Source organism: Mucilaginibacter sp. GW821-FHT07G05 (genome assembly GCF_059418565.1).
Genome location: NZ_JBWKQC010000005.1, coordinates 121699 through 137078, shown reverse-complemented (window position 1 = coordinate 137078; position 15380 = coordinate 121699). Strand labels below are relative to the sequence as shown.

Here is a 15380-nt window from a genome sequence, read left to right as displayed (position 1 = left end):
ACTGCCGGCAATTTTTTTAATATCAACCCCATAAAAACTCATTTTAATAATGATGAAGAAAGGCCTGTTTACACTTTTTGCTTTTTTGTTGAGTTTCCCATTGTTCGCCCAGGTAGATCAAAAGGCGATGACCGATTTTATAGAACGGGTGATCCCCGGCAGGGCATCGGCCTTTGTTATTGAGGAGATACCGCAGGTAAACGGCAAGGATGTGTTTGAACTGGATGCCAGGCAGGATAAGATAGTATTACGCGGCAACAATGGACTTTCGGTAGCTTCGGCATTGAACTACTATTTGAAAAACTATTGTTTTTGCGATATCGGCTGGAATGGCACCAACTTAAAACTACCCGCCACACTGCCCACGGTTACCAAAAAAGTACACAAGGCTACGCCATATACCTATCGTTATTACCTTAACTATTGTACGTTTAACTACACCATGGCCTGGTGGAACTGGGAACGCTGGCAAAAAGAGATAGACTGGATGGCCCTTAACGGTATCAACATGCCGCTGGCCATTACCGGCGAAGAAGCGATATGGCAGGAGGTTTATAAAGAAATGGGCTTTACCGATAAAGAACTGGATGCCTTTTTTAGTGGCCCGGCTTATTTTTCGTGGTTTTGGATGGGGAATATTGATGCATGGGGTGGTCCGCTGCCGCAGCATTGGAAAGATACCCACAAGCAATTACAAAAGCAGATATTGGAGCGCGAACGTTCATTCGGTATGAAACCGGTATTGTCATCTTTCACCGGGCACGTACCGCCATCGTTTAAAGATAAATTTCCGCAGGCTAAAGTTAAAAAGACCAATTGGGATGCCGGTTTCCCGGATGTATATATCCTCGATCCGGATGATGCCCTGTTCGAAACCATCGGCAAAAAATATATCACCGCACAAACCAAAGAATTCGGTACCGATCACCTGTATTCGGCCGATACCTTTAATGAGAATATTCCGCCTACAAATGATTCAACGTATTTGGATGGCATGAGTAAAAAAGTATTCAGATCGATGACCGCTGCCGACCCAAAGGCGGTATGGGTAATGCAGGGCTGGATGTTTCATTACAACAACAAATTTTGGCAGCCGCAGCAAATTAAAGCCTTACTGAACGCGGTGCCCGATGACCAGATGATCGTGCTTGATCTGTACAGCGAATCGCACCCGGTATGGAACCGTACCGAGGCTTATTATGGTAAACCTTGGATCTGGAACCTGCTGCAAAACTTTGGCGGCAACATCAGCATGTTTGGCCGTATGCGCCATGTGGCATCTGATCCGGCTGTTACGCTGCACGACCCGGAATCTAAACGGATGATGGGTATTGGTTTAACTCCCGAAGGTATTGAACAAAACCCGGCGTTGTTTGCCCTTATGCTGGAGAACGTTTGGCGCGATACGCCTATTGATGCCGATGCCTGGTTAAAGAATTATGCACTGCGCCGTTACGGCAGCAATAACAGCAAGGCCGACGAAGCGTGGCATATATTACTGAACACGGTTTACAGCGGCCCGCTTACCGAAGGTGGTAACGAATCTATCATAGTAGCGCGCCCAACTCAAAAGCCTGTGGTAGACAGGGTGCTCACCAAAATAGCTTATGATCCTAAAGAACTGGCCAAAGCATGGGGCCTGCTGGTAACCGCTGCCGACAGCCTGCAACAAAGTGATGGTTTTCAATACGACTTGATTGATGTAACAAGACAGGTTTTGGCTAATTACGCCACGCCTTTGCAGCAAAAATGGGTAGCGGCCTATAAGAACAATGACGCGGCCGAGTTTAAAACACAAAGCGCGGCTTTTTTACGCTTAATGGATGATATGGACCAGCTATTAGCCACCCGTAAAGATTTTCTACTGGGTAAATGGATCAGCGAAGCACGTGCCAATGGTGTTACCACCAAAGAACAAGACCTTTACGAGTTTAATGCCCGCGACCTGGTAACTCTTTGGGGCGATAAAGAAAGCGGCCTGCGCGAATACTCGAACAGGCAATGGGCCGGGTTGATCAAAGGTTATTACAAACCCCGTTGGGAACTGTACTTTACCGGTTTAAGCAAGTCTCTGGCTGCTAAAACGCCATTTAATGAGACTGCTTTTGACAAGCAGGTTAAAAACTGGGAGTGGCAATGGGTAAATAAGCACGATAATGCCTATCCAAACGCTACCAAAGGCAACCCTGTTGATGTGGCGAAGGCGATGTTTATTAAATACAGCAGCATTATAGACGCCGCTTATTAATGAAAAGATATTTATTTTTTATTACCGTTTACCTGCTGCTATATCCCGCTATAACGAGGGCGCAGCAGGTGAACGATCATATATTTAAACCCGCACCGGCCGCTAAATCATTTATTGATTTTGATAGCAAGGGCTTCATGGTGAATGGCAAGCGTACCTTCCTGGTATCGGCAGGGTTGGAGTATGCGCGGGTGCCAAGGCAGCTTTGGCGCGACCGATTAATGCGTATAAAACGTGCAGGTTTTAACTGCGTGGAGGTGTACACGATATGGAACTTTCACGAACCGGTTGAAGGCAAGTTTAATTTTAGTGGCGATGCCGATCTCGACGCATTTCTGAGCATAGTGAAGGAGTTGGGTTTGTATTCCATTGTGCGGGTTGGGCCGTATTACTGTGCCGAGTGGGACAGCGGCGGCTACCCGATATGGCTCAAGTTTAAAAAAGGGCTGCGCGTGCGCGAGCATAACGCGCTTTTTGAGCAGTATGTTGATCGCTTTTTTGATAAGCTGCTGCCGATCGTATTTAAGCATCAGATCAACCATAATGGCTCGGTGATATTAATACAACTGGAAAACGAGCACCCGCAGGGTTGGGGTACCGATATGCCCGATGATTACTTTAAGCATTTGCAAACCAAAGCGCTATCAATGGGGATGGAAGCGCCGTACTTTTTCAGCGGCCTGCACCACGCCAGCGACCCGGCGGGTGATGGGCATTTGGATGACGCGAAACGACCCAATCCCTGGTTTTCTACCGAGTTTTGGAGCGTTTGGTATAACCAGTATGGTGCCAAACCTGCCGATGCCGGTGTATATGATCGCCGTACCTGGAAGATCATCGCCCATGGCGGCAACGGTTATAATTACTATATGGCGCATGGCGGCTCAAACTTTGGTTATACCAATAATGATGAGGATGCCGCCTCGTATGATTACGGCGCGGCTGTTGGGCAGGCCGGTGACCTGCGGCCAATTTATTATGCCTTTAAGCGGGCTTCCTGGTTTTCGCGGAGCTTTGAGGATGTACTGGAGAACAGCGTAAATGATTCCGCATCGTACAGTAAAATAATAGCTGATACCGCGTTAAAAGTCAGCGCGCGCAAAAGCCCTGAAGGTAGTCTGATCTTTATCGACAACCCCGGTAAGCAAGCCATAACAGCGAAGCTGAACATTGATTCTGTTAACGATTTCAACTTGAACATTTCTCCCGGCGAGATCTATCCGCTGGTGCATCAATACCGCCTTAATCAGCAGGTGACACTTAACCGGGCGCTTACCCGGATATACGCCATTGTAAAACAGGGCAATACTACTACCCTAATTACCGATGCCGAACAGGGCGCAAGGCTGTATCTGGATTTTACTGTGCAATCGGCACCCGATATGTTATCTCCGGCTTTTAAGCTTACGGGTAATCGTTTACTGCTTGATGAGTTGATGCCTGCCATCGATCAGCCCAAAGAATACATGTTTGAAACCGGCGACCAAATAGTGCGCGTTTTGGCCATGAACAGGGCCTGGACAGACAGGACTTTTATCGATGAATCAACCGGGCAAAATTTGATAATCAGCGGAGCCGACTATGTACATGATATTAAGCTGAAAGGCACACAACTAACTGTCGAAACAGAATCTCCGTTATCGGCAAAAGAACAATATCCCAAGCTGTTATATACAGGCGATAAAACCATCAACCTTAACGAACCGGTTATACCTGCTATTGCTCCGGTTAAACCTGTTGCATTAAGCAAATGGACTACCAAAACCGGCTGGCTTTCGGCAACAACTCATTGGACCACATCCGCGAACCCATTACCTATGGGTGCCGATGCCGATGTTACCGCCGATGCCTGGTACAAAACAAGCTTGAAAGTTGCAGCCACCGGCAAATACATATTGCAGGTGAAAGGCAACGGCAGGGGGCAAGCTTTTATTGATGGCAAAGCCGCCGCCAACTGGAAACTGAACGAAGGTGAGGTATCGCTCAACCTTAAAAAAGGAACGCATCAACTAACCATATTCACTGCGCACGAGGGCAGAGATAAGCTTGCCGCATACATCGGTCCGCTTGATGAGGTAGATAGCAAAGGCATTTTCGGCCCGGCGCTTATAAAAGCAGGCGGTCCGTTCATTAAAGAATTGACAGATTGGTACTTTGTAAAAGCCGCCAAGAACGACGATAAAAAAGGTCCGCCTGCTTTTAGCACTTCTTCATACAGCAAATATAAAATTGGTGCCGATGTGTTTAATTTGAGCGAAGGTTACGCGTGGTTTCATAATGTTATCGCTCCGCAGCATACATCAAAAATAGTGTTGCAGTTTAAAAGCGTTGATGAAAACGCGGTGGTGTTTATCAACGGTAAAGAAGTTCATCGTCACGTTGGCTGGAACCAGCCTTTCGAGATAGTGATAGACGATGCAGCAATACTTAAAAATGCCATCAATCTGGATGTGTTTATCGAAAACTATTCTAATGAGGGCGGGATAGATCAGCCAGTGAAGATCAACACCATTGGCAATGTGCCTGCCATAAGCGGATGGCAAATGAAGGGCGGTCCCGGTAGTATTGAAGGTGGTTGGAAAGCGATGCAAGTGAATAGTAAAGCTACTGATCGCCCGGTATTTTATCGTACCATGTTTACAGTTCCTCCGTATAAAAACCATACTTTAATATGGCGCTTCAACCCAAAAGGTTTAGGCCATGGCTCTGTTTGGGTGAACGGACATAATTTGGGCAGATATCCCGAAAAGGCAGCCGCGCCGGGTTTATATATCCCCGAATGCTGGCTCAACGCAGGCGCTAACGAATTAGTGGTTTATGATGAGGACGGTAAAACACCGCTTCAAACAAGCATCTTTTTAGAGCCTGAAGCAAGCCGTAAAAAGGTGAATATAATTGCAGATATTAAATAAAAAAATAGATCATAAAGATGACTGCTACCAGCCAAAGATTTACCGCGCTCGATGTTTTTCGCGGTATGACGATATGTTTCATGATCATTGTGAACGCTCCGGGTTCGGGCGCAGCGGTGTGGGCACCGCTTGACCATGCCCAATGGTTTGGTTTTACACCTACTGACCTGGTTTTTCCGTCGTTCCTTTTCGCGGTTGGTAACGCGCTGAGCTTTTCAAAAAAGAAATACGAAAGCGATGTGGCTTTCATCACCAAAATACTTAAACGTACGCTCATTATCTTTTTACTGGGTTACCTTATGTACTGGTTTCCGTTTATGCACCGTACCGGCGAGGGCTGGGCGTTTAATGCTTTGGCCACCACGCGTATTATGGGGGTGCTGCAACGTATTGCGCTCTGTTACTTTTTCGGTGCACTGATCGTGCATTATTTTTCGCGCAAGGCCGCGGTGATCATCTCGGTGCTGGTATTGATCGCGTACTGGCTTATCCTGCTGTACTTTGGCCCGCAAGGTGCCGAGTATACCATGCTGGGCAACGTAGGCACCAGTTTTGATATTTTTGTAATGGGCAACGCGCACCTGTACCATGATAAAGGCGGTCCGATAGCTTTTGATCCCGAAGGGTTGTTAAGCACGTTGCCCGCTATAGTAAATGTAATAGGCGGTTATTTGGCCGGAGCTTTTATTCAGCAAAAAGGGAAAAACTACGAGAGCGTGGCAAAGCTGTTTATATACGGCGCGGCGCTTATTTGCATCGCTTTGTTTTGGGGGCAGTTTTTCCCTGTCGCTAAAAAACTGTGGACAAGCACCTTCACCTTGTTAACCATCGGTATCGATCTGGCTATACTGGGCTTACTGCTCTTTATTATTGAGATAAAAAATAAGAATATAGGTACTAACTTTTTCCTCACGTTCGGTCGTAATTCGCTGGCTATTTACCTGCTATCCGAACTGTTATTTACCGTTATCATCACCATCAGGGTGGGTACAGATCTTAGTCTGTACGATTGGATAAACCAGGTGCTCTTTCAGCGGGTGTTCCCGGGTTCGTTTGGTACTTTGTGCTTTGCACTTTGCTATATGCTACTGTGCTGGCTGGTGGCTTACGTGTTGGATAAAAGAAAGATCTACGTTAAAATATGAAGCAGCACTGTAGTACACTGTTAAAAATCAAGCTGTTTTTGTTGCCGGTATTGCTGTTTGTGATGTTGCAAGCCAACGCGCAACCTGCCGGTGAAAACCATTTGCAATACGTTAACCCTTTTATTGGTTCGGCTAAAAGCGATGTGCCCACACGTTGGGGAAGCGCGGGTGGAACTTATCCGGGGGCTGTAGCGCCATCGGGCGTGATCCAGTTGAGCCCTGAAACGCGATTAACAGGGGCAAGGGGCTACAATTATGCCGATTCTGTCATTTACTTCTTCAGTTGTTTCGGGCACATGAGCGGCTTTCCGGAAGGTTCGGCCGGTAAACTGCATATCATGCCGGTAGTAATCGGAAGCAAACTTACATCGGGCAATTACAGTCGCAGGTTTACACATGCTGATGAAACCGCTTCGCCGGGGTACTATAAGGTAACTTTTAACGATGATAATACCATTGCTGAAGCCACCGCTACCGCCCGTACGGGTATGTTTCGCTTTACATTTAGCAAAGGCAATCAACCACAAATTTTTATTGCTGATGCAGGTGAATTAATCTTTCCATCGAAAACCGAATTGCACGCCGTGAACAGGAACACAGTACTGCTTTTTTCAGAAGCCTATACTGCCAAACAAAAGTTACCCAATGGCTGGCTATTTACCTTTGCCAAAGCAACGGCTGCCAATAAAGTATTAACAATAAAACTAAGCACATCCACTATTGACTATGCTTCGGCGAAGCAAAATATTGAAAGTGAGATTGGCAAGCAGGGATTCGATGCCGTACGCACGCGAACTGTTGCTGAATGGGCTAAAAATCTATCGGTAGTTGATGTTGAAGATAACAACGAGCAAAATAAATCGGTGTTTTATACCGCGTTGTACCATTCTTTGCTGATACCCTGGGTAATTGACGATGCCGACGGACGCTATAAAGGCGGTGACGGCAAAGTCTATAAACGCAGTGGCGCTAACCAATACGGCGCGTTTTCACCATGGGATACCTTCCGCTCGTTGCACCCTTTGCTTACCTTGCTTTATCCCGATAAACAGCAGGACGTGATATTATCGATGTTGGATATTTATAAGCAAACGGGCTACCTGCCCATTGAATCGATGACAGGTAACCACAGCATCCCTATCCTTGTGGATAGCTACCTTAAAGGGATAACCGGCTTTGATAAGGCATTGGCTTATAAGGCCATGAAAAAGAGTATTGTAGATGGCCCTTTTCTGCAAAAGGATATGGTAAGCTATCACAATAATGGCTACATCCCGTTTACGTTTGCCGAATCGGTAACGCGCACGGTGGAGTACGCTTATGACGATTGGGCTTTATCGCAGTTTGCCAAAAACGTAATGCACGATGACGCTACCTATAAACTAACGCAAAAACGGGGCTACAACTACCGCAACCTGTTTAACACAGGTGACAGGCTGTTTTTGCCCCGTAACCAGGATGTTATAAAGTTACAGCCCGGCATGTCGGGATATAAAGAGGGCGACAAATGGGTATATGGTTACTTTGTGCCCCATAATGTACAGGACCTCATCAATTATACCGGCGGTGCTGAAAGCTTTGCCCAACGGCTGGATTCGGTACTGACGAACGAGGTTTTGTATTTTGATAACGAAACGGTATTTCATGTGCCTTACCTGTTTAACCAGGCGGGTATGCCGTGGCTAACGCAAAAATGGTGCAGCAAAATTATGCTCGAAAGGTTCGGTAACTCACCCGGCGGTTTGCCCGGTAATGATGATCTGGGTTCTACCTCAAGCTGGTATGTGTTCAGTGCCATGGGCATCTATCCTTCAAGCCCCGGCAGGCCGTATTACAGTATTGGCACGCCGCTGTTTAAATCGGTTACTGTGCATCTGCCCAATAAAAATAAGCTGACTGTCACCAGCGATCAGAATGGGGCTTACGTGCAATCTTTAAGAGTAAATGACGCGGATTGGCAGCAGTTGATCATCCCGCATGATATATTGTTAAAAGGCGGCACAATAGCATTCAACACTGCTGATAAGCCAACCAACTGGCCGCGCAGCAAACTAACAACAGAGCTATCCGAAACAAAAGTTCCGGCGGTATTTACCGTGCGAAGTTTCGCGCCGTCGCTTACAAAGGCCTTACCTAACGAGCTTTTTTACATAAGGTTTTCGCTGACAAATGAGGGAAGCAAAGGATTGAAAAAAGTTATCGTTTTAAAAGACGGACAGCCTTATGCTTATAAGAATTGCCTGGTTGAGCAAGGCGTAACTGTGAAAGATTCTATCGGCATCAGGCTTTATGCCACAGGTAAACACGCGCTGGCTATAGAAGGTTTAAAACCGGTATCGGTAGAAGTGCTGAACAGCGATCTTAAACCTGAACAGGCCTTTGATATAATATCACTTACTGTAAAGCCGATGGTGAAGCTGAATGAAGAGCAGTATTTGCAATATAGCATTCAAAACATCGGCGGAAAACCCAATACTTACTATTTGCCAATATTGCGGAATGATACCTTAGTGATGACCGATACCGTAACTATTAATCCGGGGGAAAAGAAGGAATTGAAGCATATATTATCAACCACGCATGCCGGCTTCCAGCAAATGAGTGTGAGCGGTAAAAAGATAGTTTACAAAGTTTACAGCCATAGAATGGATGCCTTGTTATTGCAGCTTTCGCCTGTGCAGTATACGACCAATGGTTTGCTGGCCGATTCATCGGGCTTTAATAATAACGGGCATATTGTAACCGCTAAGCCGGTAAAAAGCGGCAAACTGCTTTTCGATGAAAGTACCCACATTGAAGTACCCAACGCAGCCGCACTTGATGAAATGGATGAAAGTTTGAGCATGATGGGCTGGATATTCCCAACGGGGAGTGAGCGTGGTTTGGTAGATATTATCACCAAGGGCGACAGCCATGTGTTGCAGGTGACCGACCAGAAAACGCTAACCTTTTTTGCCGGTGGCTGGGGCCGTGGCGATTGTACGGTAAAACTGCCTGCCAACTGGAAAAATAACTGGCACCACATAGCAGGCGTATGCAATGGCAAAAAGCTGGAATTGTACATTGACGGTATATTAGCCGGTACTACCATAGCAGATGAGAACGCGAATCTATCCAACACCAGTAAATGGTTTTTAGGGCAAAATGAAGAGTTTCCGGGAGAGCGTATTTTTCACGGACGATTAGATAAGGTAAAGGTTTACAAGTCGCCACTTAGCGCTGCCGAGGTTAAGGCTATCTTTACTGCCGAACAAAAAATTGTTAAAAGTTCAAATTAGGCTGTGCTGAAATAGGCTTATGTAGTATATTCGCCAACCCCCGCAAAGTATTACTACAAACCTAAAACATGCAAAAAATTATTGCGCGCTTAAAAATTTGTGTGCCTTTGCTACTGCTATGCTTTGGCACCTGCACATTATTTGCCCAAACTAAAACGGGCAAACATTTTTCAAATACCAAAGGGATAACTAAGGGTAAAACCTGGTTTGTAAACCCCCAAACCGGGGATGATAAAAACACGGGTACCGGTAAGCAACAAGCCTGGAAAAGCTTTGTACCCGTTAACCGCCTGCAACTTTCGGCAGGCGATGTGGTGGAAGTTTTGGCAGGAGGGGAGTTCAGGCAGTCGTTAGTAATAAAGGGGAAGGGAAATAAGCAAGCGCCTGTAACTGTAAAACTGGCCCCCGGCAGGTATGATCTCTTTCCGGATGACGCCGTGAAAAAGCAGCTGCATATTTCAAATACAAACGATAAACCTTACGAACCCAAAGCCATAGCGCTCTTTTTTGATAACTGCCGTTATGTGCAGGTGCAGGGTACCAGGGCTAATATAGTGCTGCATGGCAAAATGCTTGAAACGCTGGTTGACCATTGCGATAATATCAGCATCACCGGCCTGAGCTTTGATTATAACCGGCCTACTGTATCTGAATTAAAGGTTATTGATGTAGGTGATGGTTATGCCGATGTTACTATTCATCCGGATTCAAAATTTAGTATTAAGGACAGCCTCATTACCTGGATAGGCGATGGCTGGAGCTATCAGCCCGATGGTTACTGGCAGGTGCTTAACCCGCAGAGTAATGACCTGCAACGTATGGATATGCCCATGAAGGAGCTTCGTTTTGTTGCAGGCGAAGGGCGTAATGCACGCATCTATTTCAAAAATAATCCCGGTTTTGTAAAGGGCAATATCTACCAAAACCGGGATGTAACGCGGGATTGCGCCGGTGTGTTTATGCGCTACAGCAGCAACATCAAGCTAAATAATATCCGCATTTATTTTATGCACGGCATGGGCATGGTAAGTCAGTATTGCCGCAACATTAAAATGGATAAGGTGGTGGTAAAGCCTGCCGAAAACTCCGGGCGTACCTGCGCGGCATGGGCGGATATATTACACTTTTCGGGATGCAGCGGCAAGATAGAAGTGGCTAACTCATACCTGTCGGCAGCTAATGATGATGCTGTTAACGTGCATGGAACCCATCTGAAAATAACAAAAATACTTGCGCCCAACCAGGTGCAGGTTAAGTTTATGCACGGACAAACATTTGGTTTTGAAGTCTTCGCCGCTAAAGACAGTGTAAGTTTTATTAACCCGGAAAGTCTGTTGACTGTTGAAGACAATGTTGTTGATGTAGCAAAACAACTTAACGATAAAGAGTTTTTGCTCACGTTTAAAAAGCCATTATCAGGTAGAGTAAAAGAGGGGTTGGTGGTAGAAAATGCTACAGCTACACCGCAGGTTTGGATACATCATACCACGGTAACCCGCATACCTACACGCGGCATACTCACTACCACAAGGCGCAAAGTGCTGATTGAGCATAACATCTTCGAGCAAACACACATGAGCCCCATTTTTATTAGTGATGATGCATCGAGCTGGTTTGAATCGGGTATGGTTACCAATGTAACCATCAGTCATAATAACTTTAACCTCTGCGGTGGTCCGGTTATTTTTATTCACCCCGAAAATACGGTTAATGGCCCTGAACCCGTACACGCTTATATAAACGTAACGAACAACACCTTTCAGCTAAAGGATAAAGAACTGTTTGCCGCTAAAAGTACTACTCATATAACTATAGCCAACAATACCATCAATGTGGCTAATGCTGCCGATGTGAAGGATCTTTTAAAGTTGGTTGATTGCAGTAACGTGGCAATTACCGGAAACAAACTGATCAATAAATAAGCTTATTTCATAGTTTACAGCAAACAATAATGGCAAGGTGTTAAGCCCTTGCCATTTCTATTTTAAAGATATTGGTGTATCAATAAATAACTAAAGTATTTACAACAGTTGCAGTAGCAAGCGCAACGGGCACTTTATCATACCAACCCTTTATTGATAGCGGCAAGTCATCATGGTTGGGTTTAGCTGTTTTACTATCGCGTAGTACGTACCAAAATGATATATCTTTCAATATAGAATCCTTTACTTTTAGTTCGTCGGGCTTTTTGCCGGTGAGCAGTATCAGCTTGTTTTCCTTACCAATCACTATTAAGGATACCCTGGTTAAGAAGCTGTAACAGGTAGCGTTATCCGGGTTTATCAGCAGGTAATTAATGTTATGGAATTTCTCTTTACTGATACGTGCGCCCCATTTGGCCTTGAACACCAGTACGCCATTATCAATGTGCGCCGGTGTGCCACCTAAAATAATCTGGTCGCAGCCCAGTTCATAGGCTCTTTGAATAGCCTGCCAGTAAAGCGCTGCCACTGCTCCTGAATGCACCAGCGCCGAATCGCCGTTTAGCCATCCCATTTGCGATAGCGTGTATTTACCATCGTTAAGCAGCGTAAGCATAGAAGCCACACATACATCGTTATGGTATATGTTGATGAACTCCGATCCTTTTTGCCTTAGCTGCTCTTTAAGCGCGTTTATTTGAGTAATGTAGGCACCTGTATCGTGCCTTAGCTGCATGGCAGGCAGGTGGTAGTTATGGAAAAAGGTTTCAACCCAGTTGATGTCGGTTGATAGGGCATGCGTATAACCTTCGCGTTTAATGCGGCTAAGATCAGACCGGGCAGATTTTGGCAGCGCGTTGCGGTACTCGTCAAATGTTGCAGGCAACGGAATAATGAGCCAAACCAGGTCGGGTACCATCAGGGTATCTTCAACGGGTACTTTCAGCAGCATTTTTTCTGTTACTACAACTAAGCCGGTATTGTTAAGCCGCTCTTTTTGCGTAGCGATATTATTTGAAAAATACTTTCGGGTAAGGCTGAAATTTTGCGAGCCTAAATATTGTTTTACATAAGGCCTGCCATGCCCCAGTTCGCCTATTACCGCGAATGAGGATTGCTTACTCTGCGGATCGGAAAATAAACCATAAAAGTAACGGATATAAACACGATCGGCTTTATGTTTGATTTTATTGAGTATGGATATAAGCATAGGTTCTTCAACGTAATAAAGTGAATGTTTTAAATTAGGTCTCTTTTTAAGGGAAACTGAAATTGTCATTAACTTAATATGCCGGCATAACCGTTGCGTTAAAAGCAGCCATGTAGCATGCCATTAACAAACAGTATGTTAACATATACGTGGTATTTAAGAAATGGTCAGTTATAAAAGGTTGCCGACGTGGGGACTGTCGATTAAACTTTTTAACACATTTACAACTAATAAACTACCTGCCGCCGAGATGTTTTATCTTAGGATCGCTTGTTGCATTAGCGCCGGTATTTTCGAGCAGGTGGGTGTATTTGATCAAGAGATCGATATACTTATCTTTCCACTTTTCGTCTTCACGATGATCTGTTGGTTGTTTCGCCTGCGTGCGTTGTTTAAGATCTTCAGCAGCAAATAATCCCGGAAATTCTTCCGAGAAATCATAATTCAACGTTACCGCTATGCGGTAAATGACGGGCTCACTCAACTGTTCCTGTTTGAACCAATTGTAAATGGTTCTACGGTCAACACTTAAGCTCCTGGCTAAATCACTTATATTGATGCCGGTCTTTCTTACAAAGTTTTCAACTAATTTTCCGCGGTGTTTGTTCATGGTTGTAGGTGAAGAAAGTTTGCAACAATCAGGCCAATTTGTTTATGCAAAGCATTTTACAACATCTGGTTGTGTGCCTGCTTTGCTTATCTACTGGTTAATATACATAATTTATCCGAAAATAAAAATGGGGAACGATTGTAGTGAAACAATTTACACAAAGTGTGAAAAATATTACTCATTTCCCGTAATTTTTCTCGTTTGGATTAACTGATCGATTAATTTGTGTGGTGTAACATCTATTCATCGGTTTCCGAAAAGGAAATACACAAACCATCGATAAGAAAATTTTATCTTTTGCGCCATAAAGTTAACATGCTTCCTTTCGCTAAACGATAGCTATGTTTTACTGTGTCCGGATGCTTAGCGCTTAACCCGTTATATAATACACCGGTGTTTTTAATCCGATGTATCGGTTCCGTTTTTTCCGCCTCCTGATAGGCCGAAGGCACCCATTCAGGCCTGATCTGTTTGTTGCTCATCGTAACTGTTTCTTTATCATGATAAATTTAAACAATAAGGGCTGCTTTTAAACCATAGTATTAGCATAAAACGTGTTATTTAATTACAACAACCGGTTGTAAAAACGGGGATAATACCACGCAAAACGGGTGAAATCACTATCGGTAAAATAATGGCCGCGTTTTAATATTGTATAAGTAAAAACAACGCTCTCTCATGAAAAAATTTGTAATTGAACGCCACTTGCCGGGTGCAGGTAAATTAAGCAGCGAAGAACTTGCGGGCATCACCCAAACATCATGCGCCGTGGTTGATGGCTTAGGCAAACCTTACCACTGGGTACAATCATTCGTTACCGACGATAAGATATACTGCATACACATAGCCGAAAGCGAAGAGGTAGTACGCGAACACGCTGCTAAAGGCAACTTCCCTGTTACGTCGGTTGCCGAGGTAAAGGCGGTTATTGATCCTACAACAGGTAATTGGTAGGAGGTATAAAAGCAAAAGCCGCTATCGGGTAGCGGCTTTTGCTGAACGTGGATTTATGATTTCCAGATCTTGAATGTATTTGCATACCGGTTGCCCGTATCCCTGATCAGTATCAGCAGGTCGTCCTGCCGTGAGGGGAAGTAGGCCTCGATGATTTGTTGAATACGCTGCAGCAAAAGCCCCAGGCGTGTTTCGAAATCGGTTGAGGGAATGCTTATTTCTATCTGTATTCCACGTATGGTAATTGTGTATAATTCTTTAAGTTCGGTTTTCAGTAAACTGGCAACCTTACGCTGTAACTTTTTCATTTTTTTGATAAAAGCGCATTGGTTAATTAATATATGCAGAAGAACTGGTGTTATTATTCGGCTATTTCAACATCATCAAGTGTGATAAAGCGAGCAATGCCCAGGTAATCAACCCATATACTCGACCAGCCACAACCGTCGTAACCTAAAAAGGTCATGTGGGGTTCGTCTTCGCGGAAGCCTTCAAATCCTCTGCCTATGTACAATAACCTTGTTTGAACTGTTAAATGGTGCTTACTCATCCTGTTTTTCTGTTAAATGATTCATAAATTGTGTACTGTAGCCATTAAAATGTTTCCGTGCTATACCGCTATTCATTTAAAGCAGGTAGATTGATGCTTCAAATTTTAATGCGGCGCAGGAATGATCTTTAATTGACGGTACTACCAGAACCCGTGAAAAGGATAGAGCATTAAACGGTTTGCCGACCGTATGTACGTATCAGTTAAATTAATTTTAACATCAACGCTAACGGGGTAAACTTTTAAAGAAGGGGTGCCTACGGGGACTAACAAAACAAAAGGTTCTGTTACCCGGTGTATAGAATTACTTAAAGGACAAATGATCTGAACATCCAGTTCCTGGTCGCTTTGCGGGTTCAGGATGGCTTGTCGGTACGCGTCGGCTTTCAGGTTGATAACGGCACGCAGTGGTATAGCGCATGCTATTGAAGCTATGCTCAGGAAAACTATCAGTAAGAGAAATTTACCCGGCTTTAAACGCATATAAACAAATATACATGTAAAGCGATAGTTTTACTCCTTTTAGTACTAATGCTTTGTAAAAAAAAAGT

At 44.6% G+C, this 15380-nt stretch carries 11 protein-coding genes; 6 read left to right on the top strand and 5 right to left on the bottom strand.

The genetic code is table 11. The features are described 5' to 3' along the window. The first annotated feature begins 49 nt into the window (after positions 1-49). From AC07NA_RS14395 to AC07NA_RS14375, 5 genes are all read left to right on the top strand, one after another. Complete coding sequence (locus AC07NA_RS14395; RefSeq protein WP_494898239.1) at positions 50-2248, top strand: alpha-N-acetylglucosaminidase; 2199 nt, start codon at positions 50-52, stop codon at positions 2246-2248. After that, entirely contained in the window at positions 2248-5160 is a 2913-nt protein-coding gene (locus AC07NA_RS14390; RefSeq protein WP_494898238.1) for a beta-galactosidase, read from the top strand. Before AC07NA_RS14395 ends, AC07NA_RS14390 begins: the two co-directional genes overlap by 1 nt. A 17-nt stretch (positions 5161-5177) precedes the next feature. Continuing rightward, on the top strand, positions 5178-6305 hold the full coding sequence (locus AC07NA_RS14385) for an acyltransferase family protein (RefSeq protein ID WP_494898237.1): 1128 nt from the start codon (positions 5178-5180) through the stop codon (positions 6303-6305). Continuing rightward, complete coding sequence (locus tag AC07NA_RS14380; RefSeq protein ID WP_494898236.1) at positions 6302-9583, top strand: GH92 family glycosyl hydrolase; 3282 nt, start codon at positions 6302-6304, stop codon at positions 9581-9583. Before AC07NA_RS14385 ends, AC07NA_RS14380 begins: the two co-directional genes overlap by 4 nt. Positions 9584-9651: 68 nt before the next feature. Beyond that, positions 9652-11505, top strand: a complete 1854-nt coding sequence (locus AC07NA_RS14375; protein ID WP_494898235.1) for a right-handed parallel beta-helix repeat-containing protein — start codon at positions 9652-9654, stop codon at positions 11503-11505. Between the two features lie 79 nt (positions 11506-11584). On the opposite strand, the gene AC07NA_RS14370 is transcribed toward AC07NA_RS14375, so the two are convergent. After that, entirely contained in the window at positions 11585-12715 is a 1131-nt protein-coding gene (locus AC07NA_RS14370; RefSeq protein ID WP_494898234.1) for a GNAT family N-acetyltransferase, read from the bottom strand. Between the two features lie 235 nt (positions 12716-12950). Next, the gene (locus tag AC07NA_RS14365; protein WP_494898233.1) at positions 12951-13325 is read right to left on the bottom strand and encodes a hypothetical protein; all 375 of its coding nucleotides are present in this window, start codon (positions 13323-13325) and stop codon (positions 12951-12953) included. A 678-nt stretch (positions 13326-14003) separates the two neighbouring features. Between AC07NA_RS14365 and AC07NA_RS14360 the strand changes: the two genes are divergently transcribed. Then, a complete protein-coding gene (locus AC07NA_RS14360) occupies positions 14004-14279 on the top strand; it encodes a DUF4242 domain-containing protein (protein ID WP_345211204.1) in 276 nt (91 codons plus the stop codon). A 53-nt stretch (positions 14280-14332) separates the two neighbouring features. Here AC07NA_RS14360 and AC07NA_RS14355 read toward each other — a convergent pair whose 3' ends face one another. The 3 genes from AC07NA_RS14355 to AC07NA_RS14345 form a co-directional block, all read right to left on the bottom strand. Further along, positions 14333-14587, bottom strand: coding sequence for a hypothetical protein (locus AC07NA_RS14355; RefSeq protein ID WP_345211203.1), 255 nt, complete (start codon positions 14585-14587; stop codon positions 14333-14335). A 53-nt stretch (positions 14588-14640) separates the two neighbouring features. Continuing rightward, positions 14641-14829: a hypothetical protein gene (locus tag AC07NA_RS14350; protein WP_345211202.1), complete on the bottom strand. Its 189-nt coding sequence runs from the start codon at positions 14827-14829 to the stop codon at positions 14641-14643. Between the two features lie 141 nt (positions 14830-14970). Beyond that, on the bottom strand, positions 14971-15312 hold the full coding sequence (locus tag AC07NA_RS14345) for a hypothetical protein (RefSeq protein WP_345211201.1): 342 nt from the start codon (positions 15310-15312) through the stop codon (positions 14971-14973). Positions 15313-15380: the final 68 nt, after the last annotated feature.